Source organism: Pseudooceanicola profundi (assembly GCF_050897955.1).
Lineage (GTDB): Bacteria > Pseudomonadota > Alphaproteobacteria > Rhodobacterales > Rhodobacteraceae > Pseudooceanicola.
On sequence record NZ_JBPAXZ010000001.1, the window covers coordinates 2829196 to 2846575 of the forward strand.

At 63.7% G+C, this 17380-nt stretch carries 21 protein-coding genes and 1 riboswitch; of the genes, 12 read left to right on the forward strand and 9 right to left on the reverse strand.

The window, feature by feature from the left end; all coding sequences use genetic code 11:
* Positions 1-53: 53 nt before the first annotated feature.
* The 5 genes from ACRARG_RS14315 to irr all read right to left on the reverse strand — a co-directional run bounded on the left by ACRARG_RS14315 (position 54) and on the right by irr (position 3499).
* A complete protein-coding gene (locus ACRARG_RS14315) occupies positions 54-491 on the reverse strand; it encodes a MaoC family dehydratase (protein WP_432690686.1) in 438 nt (145 codons plus the stop codon).
* Complete coding sequence (locus ACRARG_RS14320) at positions 491-1471, reverse strand: threonine ammonia-lyase (RefSeq protein WP_432690687.1); 981 nt, start codon at positions 1469-1471, stop codon at positions 491-493. Before ACRARG_RS14320 ends, ACRARG_RS14315 begins: the two co-directional genes overlap by 1 nt.
* Positions 1468-2289: an alpha/beta fold hydrolase gene (locus tag ACRARG_RS14325; RefSeq protein WP_432690688.1), complete on the reverse strand. Its 822-nt coding sequence runs from the start codon at positions 2287-2289 to the stop codon at positions 1468-1470. Before ACRARG_RS14325 ends, ACRARG_RS14320 begins: the two co-directional genes overlap by 4 nt.
* Positions 2286-2972, reverse strand: coding sequence for a haloacid dehalogenase type II (locus ACRARG_RS14330; protein WP_432690689.1), 687 nt, complete (start codon positions 2970-2972; stop codon positions 2286-2288). The genes ACRARG_RS14325 and ACRARG_RS14330 overlap by 4 nt, the downstream gene beginning before the upstream one ends.
* A gap of 110 nt (positions 2973-3082) precedes the next feature.
* Positions 3083-3499: a Fur family transcriptional regulator Irr gene (irr, locus tag ACRARG_RS14335; protein WP_432690690.1), complete on the reverse strand. Its 417-nt coding sequence runs from the start codon at positions 3497-3499 to the stop codon at positions 3083-3085.
* Between the two features lie 215 nt (positions 3500-3714).
* Between irr and fabA the strand changes: the two genes are divergently transcribed.
* The 4 genes from fabA to ACRARG_RS14355 all read left to right on the forward strand — a co-directional run bounded on the left by fabA (position 3715) and on the right by ACRARG_RS14355 (position 7096).
* A complete protein-coding gene (fabA, locus tag ACRARG_RS14340; RefSeq protein ID WP_432690691.1) occupies positions 3715-4224 on the forward strand; it encodes a bifunctional 3-hydroxydecanoyl-ACP dehydratase/trans-2-decenoyl-ACP isomerase in 510 nt (169 codons plus the stop codon).
* 21 nt (positions 4225-4245) lie between these two features.
* A complete protein-coding gene (locus ACRARG_RS14345) occupies positions 4246-5475 on the forward strand; it encodes a beta-ketoacyl-ACP synthase II (RefSeq protein WP_432690692.1) in 1230 nt (409 codons plus the stop codon).
* Positions 5476-5480: 5 nt separating this feature from the next.
* Positions 5481-6269: an enoyl-ACP reductase FabI gene (locus tag ACRARG_RS14350; protein ID WP_432690693.1), complete on the forward strand. Its 789-nt coding sequence runs from the start codon at positions 5481-5483 to the stop codon at positions 6267-6269.
* Between the two features lie 146 nt (positions 6270-6415).
* A complete protein-coding gene (locus tag ACRARG_RS14355; protein ID WP_432690694.1) occupies positions 6416-7096 on the forward strand; it encodes an FAD-binding oxidoreductase in 681 nt (226 codons plus the stop codon).
* A gap of 22 nt (positions 7097-7118) precedes the next feature.
* Here the strand turns inward: ACRARG_RS14355 and ACRARG_RS14360 are convergent, their stop codons facing one another.
* The gene (locus tag ACRARG_RS14360) at positions 7119-7643 is read right to left on the reverse strand and encodes a GNAT family N-acetyltransferase (protein WP_432690695.1); all 525 of its coding nucleotides are present in this window, start codon (positions 7641-7643) and stop codon (positions 7119-7121) included.
* Positions 7634-8503, reverse strand: coding sequence for a glycosyltransferase family protein (locus ACRARG_RS14365; protein ID WP_432690696.1), 870 nt, complete (start codon positions 8501-8503; stop codon positions 7634-7636). Before ACRARG_RS14365 ends, ACRARG_RS14360 begins: the two co-directional genes overlap by 10 nt.
* Before the next feature lie 118 nt (positions 8504-8621).
* On the opposite strand from ACRARG_RS14365, the gene miaB reads away from it, so the two are divergent.
* The 5 genes from miaB (at position 8622) to ACRARG_RS14390 (ending at position 12780) form a co-directional block, all read left to right on the forward strand.
* Positions 8622-9941 carry a tRNA (N6-isopentenyl adenosine(37)-C2)-methylthiotransferase MiaB gene (gene miaB, locus ACRARG_RS14370; protein ID WP_432690697.1) on the forward strand — a complete coding sequence of 440 codons (1320 nt, stop codon included), beginning with the start codon at positions 8622-8624 and terminating at the stop codon, positions 9939-9941.
* 197 nt (positions 9942-10138) lie between these two features.
* Positions 10139-10501 carry a hypothetical protein gene (locus tag ACRARG_RS14375; RefSeq protein WP_432690698.1) on the forward strand — a complete coding sequence of 121 codons (363 nt, stop codon included), beginning with the start codon at positions 10139-10141 and terminating at the stop codon, positions 10499-10501.
* 264 nt (positions 10502-10765) lie between these two features.
* Positions 10766-11299 (forward strand): OmpA family protein, encoded by a 534-nt coding sequence (locus ACRARG_RS14380; protein WP_432691374.1) that lies wholly within the window; start codon positions 10766-10768, stop codon positions 11297-11299.
* A gap of 12 nt (positions 11300-11311) precedes the next feature.
* Positions 11312-11650, forward strand: coding sequence for a hypothetical protein (locus ACRARG_RS14385; RefSeq protein WP_432690699.1), 339 nt, complete (start codon positions 11312-11314; stop codon positions 11648-11650).
* Positions 11651-11808: 158 nt separating this feature from the next.
* On the forward strand, positions 11809-12780 hold the full coding sequence (locus ACRARG_RS14390; protein ID WP_432690700.1) for a PhoH family protein: 972 nt from the start codon (positions 11809-11811) through the stop codon (positions 12778-12780).
* 100 nt (positions 12781-12880) lie between these two features.
* On the opposite strand, the gene ACRARG_RS14395 is transcribed toward ACRARG_RS14390, so the two are convergent.
* Entirely contained in the window at positions 12881-13792 is a 912-nt protein-coding gene (locus ACRARG_RS14395) for an SRPBCC domain-containing protein (RefSeq protein WP_432690701.1), read from the reverse strand.
* Positions 13789-14130: an ArsR/SmtB family transcription factor gene (locus tag ACRARG_RS14400; RefSeq protein ID WP_432690702.1), complete on the reverse strand. Its 342-nt coding sequence runs from the start codon at positions 14128-14130 to the stop codon at positions 13789-13791. Before ACRARG_RS14400 ends, ACRARG_RS14395 begins: the two co-directional genes overlap by 4 nt.
* A gap of 110 nt (positions 14131-14240) precedes the next feature.
* On the opposite strand from ACRARG_RS14400, the gene ybeY reads away from it, so the two are divergent.
* From ybeY to lnt, 3 genes are all read left to right on the forward strand, one after another.
* Positions 14241-14729, forward strand: coding sequence for an rRNA maturation RNase YbeY (ybeY, locus tag ACRARG_RS14405; RefSeq protein ID WP_432690703.1), 489 nt, complete (start codon positions 14241-14243; stop codon positions 14727-14729).
* A 68-nt stretch (positions 14730-14797) separates the two neighbouring features.
* Positions 14798-15760: a hemolysin family protein gene (locus ACRARG_RS14410; protein WP_432690704.1), complete on the forward strand. Its 963-nt coding sequence runs from the start codon at positions 14798-14800 to the stop codon at positions 15758-15760.
* Positions 15761-15768: 8 nt separating this feature from the next.
* Positions 15769-17280 (forward strand): apolipoprotein N-acyltransferase, encoded by a 1512-nt coding sequence (gene lnt / locus ACRARG_RS14415; protein WP_432690705.1) that lies wholly within the window; start codon positions 15769-15771, stop codon positions 17278-17280.
* Positions 17281-17328: 48 nt separating this feature from the next.
* Positions 17329-17378, forward strand: a riboswitch (SAM-SAH riboswitch).
* Positions 17379-17380: the final 2 nt, after the last annotated feature.

Consider the following 17380-nt stretch of genomic DNA (forward strand, 5'->3'; position numbering starts at 1 on the left):
TCGGAAAAATAATTGTCTATGTCAATTAAATGCGTCGAACAATTGGCCTCTCCTCAGGGCCGGCACTTCAGCATATGCGTGATCGAATAGCTGATCACATCCTCTCCGTTCTGGTTGCGCCCCACGTAATCCACCTCGATCCGCCCCCGGTCGGGACGCGAGGCAGAGCGGGCAACGGCAGTCACACGCCCCTCCACCGTCAGCACGTCACCGGGGCGCACCGGCTTCAGCCAGCGCAGCCGGTCCATTCCGGGCGAGCCCAACGAGGCCTCATTGAAAATATTGGCCGCCAGAGTGAGCCGGAAACAGATCGCGCAGGTCTGCAAGCCGCTGGCAATCAGCCCGCCGTAGATGGAGGCCTTGGCGGCCTCCCTGTCGATATGGAAGGGCTGCGGGTCGTAGACATGGGCGTATTCAAGGATTTGCGCCTCCGTCATCTCATGCGACGGTGTCGTGAACCTGAACCCAGCCTCGATCTCGTCAAGATACATCAGCTCGCCTCCGGCAGCAGGGCCAGCGCGCGCGTGAACACCGCCGGGTCGACATTGCCACCCGAGACGACGGTGATCACCGTATCGCGCTCCAGCTCTTCAGGATGATAGAGCGCGGCGGCCAGCGCCACGGCCCCGCCCGGCTCCGCCACGATCTTCAGCCGCAGGAAGGCCTGCGCCATGGCCATCAGCGCCTCCTCATCCGTCACCGCGATGCCGGTCTTGCAGAGCCGCGACAGGATCGGGAAGGTCAGATCGCCCGGCTGCGGCGTCACGATCGCATCGCAGATCGATCCCTCCATCCGGTTGTTGCGCTGGATGGCCCCGGCCTCCAGCGACCGTTTCACATCGTCAAAACCCTGCGGTTCTACCGGGCGGACGACCAGCCCCGGCGCATCCGCCTCGCAGGCCAGCGCAATGCCGGAGGTCAGCCCGCCCCCGCCGCAGCAGACCAGCACCTCTGCCGCCTCGATCCCGGCCTCGGCGGCCTGTTCGGCGATCTCCAGCCCCGTGGTGCCCTGACCGGCGATCACCAGCGGCTCGTCATAGGGTTTCACCAGCGTCAGCCCGCGTTCCTCGGCCAGCGCGGTGCCAAGCGCCTCCCGATCCTCTGTCGCTCGGTCATAGAGCACCACCTCCGCACCCAGAGCAGCCGTATTCGCCCGTTTCAGCGCCGGCGCGTCGGCCGGCATCAGAATGACGGAGGGCACGCCATGCGCGGTCGCCGCCCAGGCCACGCCCTGCGCATGGTTGCCCGACGAATACGCCATGATCCCGCGTGCCCGCTGTTCCGGGTCCATGCCCGACAGCGCCGACCATGCGCCGCGCGCCTTGAAGCTGCCGGTCATCTGCAGGCATTCCGGCTTTATAAAGACCCGGCGCCCCGCGATCTCGTCCAGAAAGGGCGAGGACAGCAGCGGCGTGCGCCGGATATGGCCCCGTGCACGCTCAGCAGACGCGCGGATCATGTCGATATTCATTTCTTCAGGGCCTCCAGCCAGTCGGTCAGCGCGTGCAGCGCTTCGGGTTCGTCAAGGAAAGGGATATGGCCGCGGTCGGGCACCACGGCCTGGATCAGACCGGGATGGCGCCGGGCCATCTCGGCCACCGTCTCCGCACTCAGCAGGTCGGAATTGGCACCCCGGAGGACCGCCAGCGGCAGATCGGCCAGCATGTCGAAGACCGGCCAGAGGTCGGGGGCCGGTTGACCGAACCCTGCCGCGACCGCATCGCGCAGTTTCGGATCATAGCCGATGCGAACCCCCTCCGCCGTCTCGGTGTGATTATGCGACAGGAAGGTTTCCCACCGGGTCGTGGGCACGCCGGGAAAATCCGGATCGTCCTGTCGCGCCAGTGCCATATCCCTGAGCGTGGCGAAGGGAGGATGAACGCCGAGGTACCCCATGATCACGTCCAGCCCGCCCGTTTCCACCACCGGGCCGATGTCGTTGAACGCCACCCCCATAAGCCGGTCTCTGGCCGTCGCAGCCAGAACCAGTGCGATCAGACCACCGCGGGACGTCCCCAAAAGAGCGGCCTTGTCCACACCCAGATGGTTCAGCAGCTCCACCGCATCCAGGGCTTCGCGCGGGATCGTGTAGCTGGTGGGATCGCCCCAGTCCGAATCTCCGCGCCCCCGGTAATCCATCCGGATCATCCGCACCCCGCGCAGATGCGGCGCCACGAAATCGAAATCCCGCACAGTGCGGGTCAGCCCCGACAGGCAGAGCACCGGCACACCCGCCCCGGCATCCTCGTAGTAAAGAGACATGCCGTCTGACGTTTCGAAAAAGCTCATGAAAGAACCTCCAGCTCGGGAATCCCGCTCAACTCGGGCAAAATGGCATCCGGCCGCCCGAACAGCCGGTCGACCGGCTCCTGGCGCCGGTTTACCCAGACTGTGTGAAAGCCATAGGCGCTGGCGGCCGCCGCGTCCCATCCATTCGACGATACAAACAGCACATCGGCGGCGGCGCAGCCGAATCGGGTGCCGACAAGATCATAGACCGCGGCCGCCGGTTTGAAGATCTGCACGCTTTCCACGCTAAGGACATCATCCAGAAGGTCCCCGATCCCGGCCGACGCCACGGCGCTGTCCAGCATGTCCGGAGAACCGTTGGACAGGATCGCCGTGCGCATTCCGCGCAGACGCAACTGCCTCAGCATCTGCGGCACTTCGGGGTAACAGTCCAGCACGCGGTAGAGCTCCATCAGGCGCTGTCGCAGATCCGGATCGTCAAAGCCGGCGGCCTCAAGCGCCCAGTCCAGCGCGTCCTGCGTCACCTCCCAGAACGTGCAGTGATGTCCGGCGATGGCGCGCAGCCACGAATATTCCAGCTGCTTGCGCCGCCAGTCTTCCGCAATACGCGGCCAATGCTGGGAAAACCGGCCCGGCCCGGCCCGCTCCGCTTCGGCCCGCGCTGCCGCGGCGACGTCGAACAAGGTGCCATAGGCATCGAAGACACAGGTGGAAATTGGCATGGGACCCTCCCCAGCCCGAGATAATCACCGACAGGCATCAGAGGAAAGGGCACTTATCCAGACCGGCACCGTCCGATGCGGGCAAATCCGTGCCGCAGTGCAAGCAGGCGTCAGCGGCGGCGCAGCCGGATAACGACATCGACCTTGGCAAGCTCCGCACCTTCGGGAATTTCGGGCAGCCGCCGGATTTCCAGCTCTTCCGCCGGGGCGTCGGTCAGATGTCCGGTGTCTTCCCAGAAGAAATGCGGGTGATCGCCGACATTGGTGTCAAAGTAGCTTTTCGACCCGTCGACGGTGATTTCCTGCATCAGCCCGGCCTCGCAAAAGGCCCGCAACGTATTGTAAACCGTGGCCAGAGACACCGACTGGCCGCAGTCCTGGGCGGCGGCAAACAGGCTTTCGGCCGTGACGTGACGGTTTTTGCCATCCCCGACCAGCAGTTCAGCCAGCGCCGCGCGCTGACGCGTCGGGCGCAGCCCGCCGTCGGTCAACCATGAAACTCCTCTGGTGGCCGTGCTATTGCTCATTTTCACCAATCCTGACGTCAGGAGACACTATAAGCGCTTTGCGGCTTGGGATTCAACCGGATCCCGCTGATGGTGGCCCTCCCGCCGTTCCGGTCAGGTCGAGGGTACGAGAGGACCAGCAGGGCGCAACCCCGGCGCTGCACCCTTGCATGCCGCGCAAAGCGGGTGATAGAGGGGGCGAGGATTTTCGAGAGCGTCGAAAGGGATCGCCGCGTATGACCACCTATCCGACCAGCTTCGACCGGGAGGAGCTGCTGAAATGTGCCCGCGGCGAGCTTTTTGGACCGGGCAATGCGCAGCTGCCCGAACCGCCGATGCTGATGATGGACCGAATTACCGATATTTCCGCGGATGGCGGCGAATTCGGCAAAGGCCATGTGGTGGCGGAATTCGATATCACTCCGGACCTCTGGTTTTTCGACTGCCATTTTCCCGGCAATCCAATCATGCCGGGATGCCTCGGTCTGGACGGGCTCTGGCAGCTGACCGGGTTTAACCTTGGCTGGCGCGGCTGGCCGGGGCGGGGCATGGCTGTCGGCGTGGGCGAGGTCAAACTGACCGGCATGGTCCGGCCGGACCGCAAGATGCTGACGTATTACGTCGATTTCACCAAGGCGCTGCAGACCCGCCGGCTGACCATGGGTGTCGCCAATGGCAGGGTTGAAGCGGACGGCGAGGAAATTTACGTGGTGAAGGACATGAAGGTCGTTCTGTCCGAGAGCTGACCAGAGGTAGGGGAGGGCGCCATGCGCCGAGTTGTCGTCACCGGTCTTGGGATTGTCTCCTCGATCGGCAACAACGCCGAGGAAGTCACAGCATCGCTGAAGGCGGGCAAATCCGGAATCGTCGCCTCCGAGGAGATGGCGGAATACGGCTTCCGGTCCCGCGTTGCGGGCACGCTCAAGATCGACCCGGCAGAGCTGATCGACAAGCGTACCCTGCGCTTCATGGGGCCGGGTGCCGCCTATTCCTACATCGCCATGACCCAGGCCATCGCGGATGCCGGGCTTGAGGAAAAAGACATCGTGAACCCGCGCACCGGGCTTGTGGCCGGGTCCGGCGGGCCCTCCACCTCCGCGCTGTTCGCAGCGCATCAGACGGTGCTGAAATCCGGCGCGACCAAGCGGATCGGGCCGTTTGCCGTGCCCAAGGCGATGTCGTCGACCGTGTCGGCCAACCTGTCGACCGCCTTTAAGATCAAGGGCATCAACTATTCCATCACCTCCGCCTGCTCCACCTCCCTGCATTGCATCGGCAATGCGGCCGAACAGATCATGATGGGCAAACAGGATGTCATGTTTGCCGGCGGCGGAGAGGAGCTCGACTGGTCGCTCTCCTGCCTCTTCGACGCGATGGGTGCCATGTCCTCCAAGTTTAACGACACGCCGGAGAAAGCCTCCCGCGCCTTTGATGCCGGCCACGATGGCTTCGTCATCTCCGGCGGCGGCGGTATGGTGGTGCTGGAAGAGCTGGAGCATGCCAAGGCCCGCGGCGCGAAGATATACGCCGAGGTCACGGGCTTTGCCGCGACATCGGACGGGGTCGACATGGTTGCCCCTTCCGGCGAGGGTGCGGAGCGCGCCATGGACCTTGCCCTGTCGACATTGCCGGAAGGCCGCAAGGTCTCCTACATCAACGCCCACGGCACCTCGACGCCGGCCGGTGACGGCACTGAGGTCGACGCGGTGCGGCGTGTCTTTGGCGAAGGCAAGGTGCCGCCGGTCAGCTCCACCAAGTCGATGACGGGCCATGCCCAGGGCGCGGCCGGGGCGCTTGAGGCGATCTTCTGCCTGCTGGCGCTGCGCGACGATTTCATCATCCCGTCGATCAATGTGGACAGTCTGCTGGACGGGATCCGGCCGGGCGAGATCGCCACCGCGCTGGTTGAGAACGCGGGCCTCGACACGGTGATGACCAACAGCTTCGGCTTCGGCGGGACCAACGGGTCCATGCTACTGAGCCGCTATAACGGGTAAGCGCCATGACAGGACAGATGCAGGGCAAGCGCGGGCTGGTCATGGGGGTCGCCAATGATCGGTCCATCGCCTGGGGAATTGCCAAGGCCATGGCAGAGGCCGGAGCCGAGATGGCCTTCAGCTATCAGGGCGAGGCCTTTGGCAAGCGCGTGCGCCCGCTGGCCGAAAGCGTGGGCGTGACCACGCTGGTTGATATGGATGTCACGGATGATGCCTCGCTGGACCGAGGTTTTGCGGAGCTCAAGGCGAAATGGGACCGGCTGGATTTTGTTGTTCATGCCGTGGCCTATTCCAACAAGGACGAGCTGGCGGGGCGGTTCATCAATACCTCGCGGGAGAATTTCAAGAACTCGCTGGATATCTCCTGCTATTCGCTGATCGAGATCGCCCGTCGCGCCGCCCCCCTGATGACCGCGGGCGGTACCATCCTGACCCTGACCTATCAGGGGTCGACCCGCGTGACGCCCTACTATAACGTGATGGGTGTGGCCAAGGCCGCACTTGAATCGGCGGTGCGGTATCTGGCCAATGACCTGGGACCGGATGGCATCCGGGTGAATGCGATCTCTCCCGGGCCGATGAAGACGCTGGCAGGCGCGGCTATTTCCGGCGCCCGCAAGACCTTCCGCCAGACCGAGGCCAATGCGCCGCTGCGCGCCAATGCGACGCTGGATGCCGTGGGCGGAACGGCGGTCTACCTGGCATCGGATGCCGGTGCGTTTACCAGCGGAGAGATCATCCGCGTCGACGGCGGCTACCATGTCCTGGGCATGCCGCAGCCCGAGAACCTGTAAAACGGAGCGCCGCTGCGCGGCGCACATGATACCGGCGATTTTGCAGGGCAAAATCGCATCTGCCTCCGGCGGGGATATTTCCGGCAAGAAAAAACCCGGGGAACTCTCATCCCCGGCTTGTGGTTTTCCTGAAAAGGAGACCGACCATGCCGCATACCCTGACCCTGAAAAAGATCGCCCCGGTGACGCCGGACACCCACCATCTGTGGTTCGATTGTCCCGAGGGGCTGAGTTGCCGTCCCGGTCAGGCTTTTGATCTGGCGCTGGACCGCGATGGCTGGCGGGACGAGGCACGGCCTTTCACGCCTGTCTCCCTGCCCGGGGAGGAGGCGATGCGGTTTGTCATCAAATCCTACCCCGAGCATGACGGGGTGACGGAGCAGATTGCCAGGATGAAGGCAGGTGACCGGGTCATTCTGGGCGCGCCCTGGGGCGCCCTCCAGGATGAGGGTCCGGGCTGGTTCATTGCCGGGGGCGCCGGGATCACGCCCTTCATCGCCATTCTGCGGCAGCGGCTGAAGCGTCAGGGCACGCTGGCCGGGTGCACGCTGCTTTTTTCCAATTCCCGCGCGGAGGACATCATCCTGCGCGAGGAACTGGAGCAGATGGAAGGGCTGAAGACGGTTTTCTGCGTGACAGAAGATGGCAGCCCCGGGAAGGGCATTGTCCCGCGGCGTATCGATCAGCAGTTTCTGGCCGACCATATCGAGCCGGAAACCGGAACATATTATGTCTGCGGCCCTGACGCGATGATTGACGATATCCAGGACGCCCTGTTGACCCTGGGTGTCGCAGAAGATCGGATTGTCCGGGAGGATTTCGGCTGATCCGGCCGGGCAGGAGGCCCGGTCAGCGCTTACGATCGATCCGCCGCAGATCCATAACCATGAACCAGTCATCCACCGGGCCTTCGGGCCCGGTGACGGCATTGGGCAGGTGGCCTTCCTTCTGGAACCCCAACGCCTGGTAGAAGCGGATTGCGCGATGATTGACTGCGTTGACAAATAGTTCCAGCTGCCAGATGCCGCGGTCCGGACAAGCTGCAATCAGACCCTGCATCAGCGCCTGCGCTGCGCCGGTGCCTTGGAAGTCCGGTCGCACGTAGAAGCCGCCGATATAACCCCTGTGACGGGTTCGGGCGAGGCGGCTCTGCCCCATGCGTGCAAAACCGACCAGTTTTTCACCGTGAAAGAGCCCGTAGGAGCCGCCGCCGTCGAGCCGGGTCGCCACCGCAGTGTCGCTTTCTGCCATGACCTCGCTTTCGGTGGTGAGGAAGGCATCGGGATAAAGCCGCACGGCCTCCGCGCGGAGCTTGCGCCACTCCGCCGCATCCCTGGATGTCAGCAGCCGTGTCGTCAGCGCGCTCAGAACCACTGGCCGGGTTCCATCAGGCCTAGGTCCAGCAGCTGGCGCGAGCTCCAGTCGAAGCGTTCGGAATTGTGCCAGAGAAATGATTGAATCTCGAAGGTCGAGCCCGGATTGCGCTTGAGCGCCTTGGCCGTCCGGAAGGAACAGATCGTCGCTGTCAGATTGTGATGCCAGCGACAGGAATAGGTGTTGTATTCCTCGTCGGAGAAGGTGTGATCCTCTCTCAGCCGGAGACCGTCCCGCGCCCGGAACAGCGACACACGGTCGATCTTGCGGCGGGCATAGGGCACGTGTTCTTCGTATCGCCAGCGCAGCCCGCCATAGAAATCCAGCTGCCGGTCTTTTGGCGCCCAGCCATTGGCGGCATCTTCTCTGGCCAGCGCGTAATAGCCCGAGCGGTCCAGGAAGGCATCGTCGAGGCTGACCGCATTGGGCTGCGCATCGAGATCTCCGGCATAGAGGTCGACGACAAAGGTCAGCATGGCGGCGCGGCGTTCTTCGGTATGAAAGGCCAGCATTTCGCCGATGGATCGTGTTTCGCAGAACGGGTGGAACAGGAATTCGGTATTGTAGCAGTAATATAGCCACTGCCCGGCCGCCTGCGGGATGATCCGGTTGACCGCGTCGGTCAGCGTGTCGCCCCGGGCGAGATCGTGATCGATCCGGATCACCTGCTGGGCGACCGCGTCGGGCAGGGCAATGTCCGGCGGCATGAAGGCCAGCACGCGCCGGAACCCTGCCGCCAGGTGGTGCGTCAGGGTTGCCGGGATCTCGACGTCATCCTCGCAGAAGATCAGCGCAACAGGGCCGCGCGCCAGTTCCGCTGTGCCCGACCGCAGGAATTCAGTAAGGGAGAGGTAGTGCATTTTCGGCTCTTCTGGACGTCCCGACAGGGTCGGTGGTTTTGCGCTGCATTGCAAGCAGGCTGTCTTTCCGCTAGGGCTGCGCCCTGTTTCGCCCCCGTATCTGCCTGAGGCCTCTGCCATGTCCCAGCCGAAAAAGCTCTTCATCAAGACCTATGGCTGCCAGATGAACGTCTACGACAGCGAACGCATGTCGGAGGCTCTGGGCGGCAATGGCTATGTCACTGTCGATGCGCCGGACGAGGCGGATATGATCCTGCTTAACACCTGCCATATCCGGGAAAAGGCGGCGGAGAAGGTCTATTCGGAACTGGGCCGCTACAAGGACCTCAAACAGGCGAAGCCCGATCTGAAGATCGGTGTCGCGGGCTGCGTGGCTCAGGCCGAGGGGGAAGAGATCATGCGCCGCCAGCCCATGGTCGATCTGGTTGTCGGGCCCCAGAGCTATCACCGCCTGCCGCAGATGGAAGCGCGCGCGGGTTCGGAAAAGGTGATCGACACCGATTTCCCCGAAGAGGACAAGTTCGACCGTCTCAAGGCCCGCCCCAAGGCCAAGCGCGGCCCGACCGCATTCCTGACCGTGCAGGAGGGCTGCGACAAGTTCTGTGCCTTCTGCGTCGTGCCCTACACCCGGGGCGCCGAGGTCAGCCGTCCCGTGGACCGCGTTCTGGCCGAAGCCCGCGATCTGGTCGAGCGTGGCGTGCGGGAGATCACCCTGCTGGGCCAGAACGTCAACGCCTATCACGGGCAGGGGCCCGATGGCCGCGACTGGTCGCTCGCCCGGCTGATCTGGCAGCTGGCAGAGATGGACGGGCTGGCCCGCGTCCGTTTCACCACATCCCATCCCAATGATATGAGCGACGATCTGATCGACGCCCATGGCCGCTGCGACAAGCTGATGCCTTATCTGCATCTGCCGGTGCAGTCCGGATCGGACCGTATCCTCAAGCGGATGAACCGCAGCCACGACCGCGACAGCTATCTGCGGTTGATCGACCGGATCCGGGCGGCGCGGCCCGATATCCTGATCTCCGGCGATTTCATCGTGGGCTTCCCGGAGGAGACGGACGAAGATTTCCGCGACACCCTGCGCCTGATCGAAGAGGTCCGCTATGGTCAGGCCTTTTCGTTCAAATACTCGACCCGACCGGGGACGCCCGCAGCGGAACGGGCGCAGGTCGACGAACAGCTGGCCTCCGACCGGCTTCAGGAGCTTCAGGCGCTGATCACCCGCCAGCAGCGGGCTGTGCAGGACGAGATGGTCGGGCGCGAGATTGGCGTGCTCTTTGAACGCGCCGGACGCCTGCCGGGGCAAATGGTGGGCAAATCGGATTACCTGCACGCGGTGCATGTGACCTCCGACGCCGTCAAACCCGGCGATCTGGCACGGGTGCGAATCGTTGAGAGCGGCCCGAATTCCCTTTCTGGCGTGCTCGTCTGACCCGCCCCTGCAATCGCGCCATTTTCAGGCGGTCTTTCGGCAACAAAGCTGCGGCCCGGGTAGTATTGTTTCCTGACCTCACCCGGAATCCCGCGCCTCACAGAATCGTGGCCCGAAAAATGCCAGTTTCACATTAACCTTTGTTTGCGGAACATGAATGGGACGGCAATCCGTCCCGCCGTAACAGAGGTTCTTCCATGAAGACGATTCTTGCCCTGGCCGCGATGTCGCTCGGGCTGGCGACGGGGGCCATGGCCCATGTCGCCCCCAAGACTGCGGGCTATGTCTATACCTTTCCTCAGACCGGACATGCCATCCATGTCAGCTGTTTCCGGGGCCCGTGGAAAGAGGTGATCTGGGACCGGCCCAATGCCATATTCCTCGATGATCTGCATGAAATCGGCTACGACTATGCCACGGCCCGCGCCATTGGCGAACGTATCTGCCGCGACGCCACGCTGGTCGGGCACCCCGACGGCATGAAGGCCGAGATGCTGAAGATCTACTACGACTCGGCGGTCTATCTGGCCAAGCCGGGGCGCAAGCTCATTCTCCACTGACCGACGCCCAGACCGGAAAAAACGGTTCAATCGCCCGGTGAATGGTTAAAAGTGCTGGGGCACAACCGCATGAAATGTGAATTTTCCATCACGTGCCTACCATATGTGGTGGAATTTTCTTCACAAGCCACGTCAAAGCGTTAAAGTGAGCCTTACCAACATCGCTGAACCCGGTTCGCGTCGCATATGTCGGACGGGTGGGGCTCAGGGGGATAAAAGAGGGAAATCGTGGTGAAGAGAGTAGCCGAAACTGCAGGTAAGCTGATGAAGGGCCTTGCTGCCGCTGCCTTTGTCATCGCCGGCGCCGCGGCGCCCGCCCTGAGCCAGGGCAAGGGCTATAACGAAACATATATCCCCACCATCTGGGTCGACCCGGACGGGTGCGAACACTGGGTGATGGATGACGGTCTGGAGGGCTACATGAGCCCCCACACGACGCGCCAGGGTATCCCGGTCTGTCACCGCGGCAACGTCTGCGGCGTGATGCAGACAGACCAGTTCTTTGCGACGGACAAATACTACATCAGCCCGGCGAACAAGCAGCGACTGGCACAGTTTTTCCAGTCCTCCACCGCGACGGCCTTCATTATTGCCGGCCATACCGACAGCCGCGCCTCGGACGAATATAACATGCGCCTGAGCTACAACCGCGCCAATGCGGTGGCACAGGTGGCCGCCGCCACCGGGGCGCGTATTGCTGATGTCCGTGGATATGGCGAACGCATGCCGGCCGCGGCCAATAACTCGGCGGCAGGCATGGCCAAGAACCGCCGCGTCGAAATCATCTGCATTCAGTAAGGAAACCGGGACATGAAACTGACCAGAATCATCCTCGGCCTGTCCATGCTGGGTTTTGCCGCGGCCTGCGATCACCCGTTGGTCACACCCGACGACAAGGGCCGCGATCGCGGGTTCGGCAAGAAACACCTGAGCCAGCTGCAGGCCGGCATCTGGGTGGACCCCAATGGCTGTGACCACTGGATCATCGACGACGGGGTGGAAGGCTACCTCTCCCAGCGGCTCGATCCCTATGGCAAGCCGGTCTGCTCCGGCGTCGCGCCGCCCAACACGGCGACCGGCGGGTTCAAACGGGGCAGCGATATCTCCGACCCCAACTCGCCCACCACCGGAACCCAGGTTACCGGCTGATGCAGGGCCACACCCCATATCACACCAAGAAATGCCGCAGGTTTTCGCCTGCGGCATTTTGCATTCCGGGCCCCCGTGCCCATATTCTTCAAACCAGACCCCAGGAGAGCTGATTGGCCACCACCTTGTTGCCCCCCCGAGACGCAACCAACGAACCCATGGCTGAAGTCGCAGTCGAATTTCCCGACAACTTCCTCCTGATCGAACTCTGTGGTGAGTTCGATCGCAATCTCGCACAGCTGGAACAGAAGCTTGCCGTCCAGATCCTGCGGCGCGGCAACCATCTGGTCGCCATGGGCGAAAAGCCCGCCGCCGAAACCGCGGTAAAGGTTCTGAAAGCCCTTTATGCCAGGCTGGAGGCCGGCCGGTCGGTGGAACCCGCCGATATCGACCGCGAGCTCCGCATGCCCGACGGCGAGGGCAAGGCGACCCGGGATGGCAGCCAGATGGAGATGTTCAAGGGCGGCCCGGTGGAGATCAAGACCCGCAAGAAGATGGTCGAACCCCGGACGGAGGCGCAGAAAGCCTATGTTCGCAACCTCTTCCAGCACGAAATGGCCTTTGGCATCGGCCCGGCCGGGACCGGCAAGACCTACCTCGCCGTAGCCGTCGGCGTGTCGATGTTCATCGAGGGCATGGTCGACAAGATCATCCTCAGCCGCCCGGCGGTGGAGGCGGGCGAAAAGCTCGGCTACCTGCCTGGCGACATGAAGGACAAGGTCGACCCCTATATGCAGCCGCTCTACGACGCGCTGAACGATTTCCTGCCATCAAAGCAGCTGCAGAAGCTGTTCGAGGAAAAGACGATCGAGATCGCGCCGCTGGCCTTCATGCGCGGCCGGACCCTGTCCCGCGCCTTTGTGGTGCTGGACGAGGCGCAGAACGCCACGACCATGCAGATGAAGATGTTCCTGACCCGTCTTGGCGAAGGCTCCCGCATGGTGATCACCGGCGACCGCAGCCAGGTCGACCTGCCGCGCGGCATGCCCTCCGGCCTTCAGGATGCCGAACGTCTGCTGGGCGGGATCAACAAGATCAGCTTCAACTACTTCACCTCGAAAGACGTCGTGCGCCACCCGCTGGTCGCTGCGATCATCGAGGCCTACGAGGCAGACGAAGCCAAGGGGTAAATCCATCCGGGCGGCCTGCTGCTATCGCGGCGGGCCCCGGGGCCCCCTTGGAGGACCCGGATCACCGGTACAGGTCAGTTAGTCTTGCAGGAACCTCCCCTCATGCGGTCCGCATCAGGGTCTCCAGCGACGCCAGCGTCTGGTATCCCGCCTCAAGCGCACCGAAGTCCAGCGCGGCCGCAGCGGTCGAGTCTACCATCGTCATCCGCATGGTGACCCGCGTCCCCCCGGCCTCCGGCGTGAAATCGACCACCACGTCGGCATGGTGGTGCATGTCGTCAAAGCCGCTGAGCTTGTAGGTGAGCCTTGTCTCCGGGACCATCTCCCCGAATTCATGCAGATTGGGATAGCGCTTACCGCCGCCGATCATGGTGAACCGCCAGTGCCCGCCGGGGCGGAGATCAATGCTCTCCGTCTCGCAGTGATAGCCATCCGGCCCCCACCATTTCGGCAGCAGCGCCGGGTCGGTCCAGGCTTTCCACGCGAGGGCAGGGGGGACATCCACCTGCCGGGTCAGCAGGATCTCATGGTCGGGTTTGGGCCCGGCCAGCGCCTGGGCAGAGCGACCCAGCTGATCGGCCACCTGGCCCCAGCCGTCGAAAAAGCCCATCTTCTCGTGATTGGCCTTTGCCTCCGGCGACCCGTGTCGCACAAGCACGTCATATTGCGTGCCGCCCTCCACGTCGGAGAATTGCAGGATCGCGGTCATAAAGGCCTGCGGGTTCATCACCCAGCCCGGCGCATAGGCATCGGTAAAGACCAGCCGGCGGCCGGGCAGGGCCTCAAGTATGACGCCGGGATTGTCCATGATCTGGCCATCCACATTCATCCGGGTGCGAAAGATGCCGCCGGGCCGCAGGTCGATCTCCGTCTCCTCCACAAAATGCGGCGCCGGCATGAACCACTGTTTCAACAGCTTCGGATCGGTCCAGCAGGCCCAGACCAGATCGCGGGAGGCGGGCAGGGTGCGGGTGAAACTCAGGTCGGTCTCGGGGTTCGGCGTGAAGGTCATTTGGTCTGCTCCTTGGAAAGTTGGGTGACGAAGGCGTCGAACCGGTCGAGCCGCGCCTCCCACAGCGCCTTCTGCGCCGTCAGCCAGTCGCGCGCCGGGGCAAAGGCGCCGGGAACCAGCGCACAGGTCCGGACCCGTCCGGCCTTGTCCGACGCGATCATGCCCGCCGCCTCCAGCTTTTTCAGATGCGCCATGAAGGAGGGCATCGCCATGTCGAATGGGGCCGCCAGTTCCGAGACGGAGGCCGGGCCGTGCGACAGATGTTCAAGGATCGCGCGCCGGGTCGGATCGCCGAGCGCGGTGAAGACGTGGTCGAGGGAGGGATCATGCTTAGCCATAATCCTAACTATTCGCGCCAGCCTGAGTCGCGCAAGTCAAAACTTAGAACATAAGCTAACTATCGCGCAGCCGCTTGCCCGAACCGGCGACAGGCAGTACCTGACAGCGCATGATCGTGGACACCCTCATAGAAGACGACCGCTGGACCGGGATTGACCCCGTGGCCGAGGCCGCGGCCATGGCGGCGCTGACCCATCTGGGCCTTGAACCGGAGGATTGGGAAATCTCCCTCCTCGCCTGCAATGACGCGCGTATTGCAGAGCTCAATGGCGAATTCAGGGACAAACCCCGGCCCACCAATGTCCTGTCCTGGCCGTCCGAGGAACGCGGAGTCGAAACCCCCGGCGACACCCCCGATCTGCCCGACCCGGGCGTCGATCCGGAGCTGGGCGACATCGCCATCGCCTATGAAACCTGCGTCCGGGAGGCAGAGGATGCGGGAAAACCGCTCATGCAGCATGTGACGCATCTCGTCGTTCATGCAGTGTTGCATTTGTTGGGTTATGATCACGAAACCGACCCCGATGCCGCCCTTATGGAAGGAATCGAGTCGGAAATACTTGGCAAAATGGGTCACCCCGACCCATATGGGATCTGATTGGGAACATTCCCGGCCGCCAAATCGATTCGGGTACCGATCGGCAGGGCGACATTTGGTAAGGAACGATGGGCGATAAAACTGACGGCTCTTCTAACGCGGCGCATGGCGCGCTGCCCGAAGGGCTAAGACAATACGAGAACCGGACGCAGCCTCGGACAGGGGGGTTCTGGTCCCGGTTGTTCGGTCGCACTTCCCCCGCCACCGCATCCGAAGAGGTGGCGCCCAGCCAGTCCGAGATGACGCCGCGAACGTCGCACGGCATGATCAACCTGCGCCGGATGCGGGTGGAAGACGTGGCGATTCCAAAGGCGGAAATCGTGGCCGTGCCTGCGAATATCACCCGCGATGCGCTGGTGAAGGTCTTTCGCGACAGTGGCATGACCCGGCTTCCGGTCTATCAGAACACGCTGGATACGCCGATCGGGCTGGTCCATCTGAAGGACTTCTCGCTGAAATACGGCTTCAACGGCAAGACCACCCGGTTCACGCTGAAGGGCATGCTGCGTCCGCTTCTGTTTGTGCCGCCGTCGATGCCCATCGGCGTGCTGCTGCAGAAGATGCAGACGGAACGGCGGCATATGGCGCTGGTCATCGACGAATACGGCGGGGTCGATGGTCTCGTCACGATCGAGGATCTGATCGAACAGGTCATCGGGCAGATCGAGGATGAGCATGACGTCGACGAGGACAAGCTCTGGTCGCGTGAAAAGACCGGCGCCTATCTCGCCCTCGCCAAAACCCCGCTGGAGGAGTTCGAGGGGGAAACCGGCGTCTCCCTCACCGCGCATGAAAGCGTCGACGAGGAAGAGATCGACACGCTGGGCGGGCTGGTCTTCATGCTCTCCGGCCGCGTGCCCGCCCGGGGCGAGGTCGTGCTGCATCCGGCGGGCCATGAATTCGAGGTGGTCGATGCCGACCCGCGCCGCATCAAGCGCCTGCGCGTCCGTCTGGCAGAGGAGGGCGAAGACAGCCTGACCGACGCCGATGATCGCAGCGAAGAGGATGCGGCGAACCTCGCCGCGCAGTGACCTGACCCATGTCGCGCCTTGATCTGGGCCTGGCCCGGCTCGCCGGGCTGAGCCTGCGCCGCCGGATGCTCATCTCCGCCCTGGCCGGGGCGGTGGCGGCACTGGGACAGGCGCCGCTGAATCTCTGGCCTCTGACAATTCTGGGCCTGGCAGCGATCACCTGGATCGCCATGACCGACCTCTCGCCGCGCCGCACCGGCTGGCTCTGGTGGGCGGGGGGCTGTGGCTATTTCGGGCTGGCGCTCAGCTGGATCGTGGAACCTTTTCTGGTCGATATCGCGCGCCACGGCTGGATGGCCCCCTTTGCGCTGGTCGGAATGGGCGCGGGCATGGCGATCTTCTGGGGCCTCGCTGGCCTGCTTGCGCGTGTCATCGCTCCTGCCACTGGCTGGCGGTTTGCCAGCGCGACGGCGCTGGTGCTGCCGCTGACTGGCGCGCTGCGGGGCTGGATCTTTACCGGCTTTCCCTGGGCCCTGCCGGGCCACGCGCTGATCGCCAGCCCGGCGCTGCAACTGGCCTCGCTGGGCGGCGCGATCCTGCTGGGCCTGATCGTCACCTCGGCCGCGGCCACCCTGCCGCTTTGTCTTCGTCCGAAACGGCTGGCGGTCTGGGGCGCCTGCTTTGCCCTGCCCATGCTGGCCGGATGGACCCTGACCCCGCCACCGGCACAGACAGAGGGCCGTCCGATCATCCGTCTGGTCCAGCCCAACGTGCCTCAACATGAAAAATGGGACCGCGACAAAGCGCCTGCGCATTTCCAGCGCCTGCTCGACCTCTCTGCCAGTCCGGGTGATCATGCGCTGACCGTCTGGCCGGAAACGGCCGTGCCCGCCTGGCTGAACGACGTGCCGCACCTGATGCCCGTCATCGCCGAAGCCGCGGCCCCTGGCGCCACCGTTTTTGGCATCAACCGCGCGGAGGGGCGCGAAATCCGCAACGCTCTGGTTGTTCTCGACCCCGAAGGTGAGATTGCCGATGTCTATGACAAGCACCACCTTGTGCCCTTCGGAGAATATGTCCCCTTCGGCAATATCCTTGGCCAGCTGGGCATCCGTGGCATGGCAGCCCGCGACGGCAACGGATTTTCCCCCGGTCCGGGCGCCCATCTGGTCGATATCCCCGGCGCTGGCCGTGCCCTGCCGCTGATCTGCTACGAAGGCGTCTTCCCCCGCGATATCCGCGCCGCGCCGGAACGGCCGGATGTCCTGTTGCTCATCACCAATGACGCCTGGTTCGGGACAATTTCGGGCCCCTATCAGCATCTGGCCCAGGCGCGGCTCCGGGCGGTGGAATTCGGCCTGCCGATGATCCGGGTCGCCAATACCGGCATCTCCGCCATGATCGATCCGGCCGGGCGGGTGAGCGGCCGCATGGCGCTTGGCACCGCCGGGATCAGCGACCAGCCCCTGCCTGAGGCGCGACCGGAAACACTTTATGCACGCCTCGGCGATCTGCCCCTCATCGCCCTTCTGATTATTGGGCTTGCAGCTATCGCCTTGCCACGGGCGCGAAACTTCTAAACAATAAGGCGTTGACGCGCCAAGGTGGGGCGTCTACCCCAAAACGACCTTCCGCTCCAACGGCTTCCTGACGGCGCGGATCAGCATCTATCGGAGCACA

Bases quoted from the DNA above. Each gene is read 5' to 3' on its own strand.
- ACRARG_RS14315 (WP_432690686.1), bottom strand. From the start codon at position 491: ATGTATCTTGACGAGATCGAGGCTGGGTTCAGGTTCACGACACCGTCG.
- ACRARG_RS14320 (WP_432690687.1), bottom strand. From the start codon at position 1,471: ATGAATATCGACATGATCCGCGCGTCTGCTGAGCGTGCACGGGGCCAT.
- ACRARG_RS14325 (WP_432690688.1), bottom strand. From the start codon at position 2,289: ATGAGCTTTTTCGAAACGTCAGACGGCATGTCTCTTTACTACGAGGAT.
- ACRARG_RS14330 (WP_432690689.1), bottom strand. From the start codon at position 2,972: ATGCCAATTTCCACCTGTGTCTTCGATGCCTATGGCACCTTGTTCGAC.
- irr (WP_432690690.1), bottom strand. From the start codon at position 3,499: ATGAGCAATAGCACGGCCACCAGAGGAGTTTCATGGTTGACCGACGGC.
- fabA (WP_432690691.1), top strand. From the start codon at position 3,715: ATGACCACCTATCCGACCAGCTTCGACCGGGAGGAGCTGCTGAAATGT.
- ACRARG_RS14345 (WP_432690692.1), top strand. From the start codon at position 4,246: ATGCGCCGAGTTGTCGTCACCGGTCTTGGGATTGTCTCCTCGATCGGC.
- ACRARG_RS14350 (WP_432690693.1), top strand. From the start codon at position 5,481: ATGACAGGACAGATGCAGGGCAAGCGCGGGCTGGTCATGGGGGTCGCC.
- ACRARG_RS14355 (WP_432690694.1), top strand. From the start codon at position 6,416: ATGCCGCATACCCTGACCCTGAAAAAGATCGCCCCGGTGACGCCGGAC.
- ACRARG_RS14365 (WP_432690696.1), bottom strand. From the start codon at position 8,503: ATGCACTACCTCTCCCTTACTGAATTCCTGCGGTCGGGCACAGCGGAA.
- miaB (WP_432690697.1), top strand. From the start codon at position 8,622: ATGTCCCAGCCGAAAAAGCTCTTCATCAAGACCTATGGCTGCCAGATG.
- ACRARG_RS14375 (WP_432690698.1), top strand. From the start codon at position 10,139: ATGAAGACGATTCTTGCCCTGGCCGCGATGTCGCTCGGGCTGGCGACG.
- ACRARG_RS14380 (WP_432691374.1), top strand. From the start codon at position 10,766: ATGAAGGGCCTTGCTGCCGCTGCCTTTGTCATCGCCGGCGCCGCGGCG.
- ACRARG_RS14385 (WP_432690699.1), top strand. From the start codon at position 11,312: ATGAAACTGACCAGAATCATCCTCGGCCTGTCCATGCTGGGTTTTGCC.
- ACRARG_RS14390 (WP_432690700.1), top strand. From the start codon at position 11,809: ATGGCTGAAGTCGCAGTCGAATTTCCCGACAACTTCCTCCTGATCGAA.
- ACRARG_RS14395 (WP_432690701.1), bottom strand. From the start codon at position 13,792: ATGACCTTCACGCCGAACCCCGAGACCGACCTGAGTTTCACCCGCACC.
- ACRARG_RS14400 (WP_432690702.1), bottom strand. From the start codon at position 14,130: ATGGCTAAGCATGATCCCTCCCTCGACCACGTCTTCACCGCGCTCGGC.
- ybeY (WP_432690703.1), top strand. From the start codon at position 14,241: ATGATCGTGGACACCCTCATAGAAGACGACCGCTGGACCGGGATTGAC.
- ACRARG_RS14410 (WP_432690704.1), top strand. From the start codon at position 14,798: ATGGGCGATAAAACTGACGGCTCTTCTAACGCGGCGCATGGCGCGCTG.
- lnt (WP_432690705.1), top strand. From the start codon at position 15,769: ATGTCGCGCCTTGATCTGGGCCTGGCCCGGCTCGCCGGGCTGAGCCTG.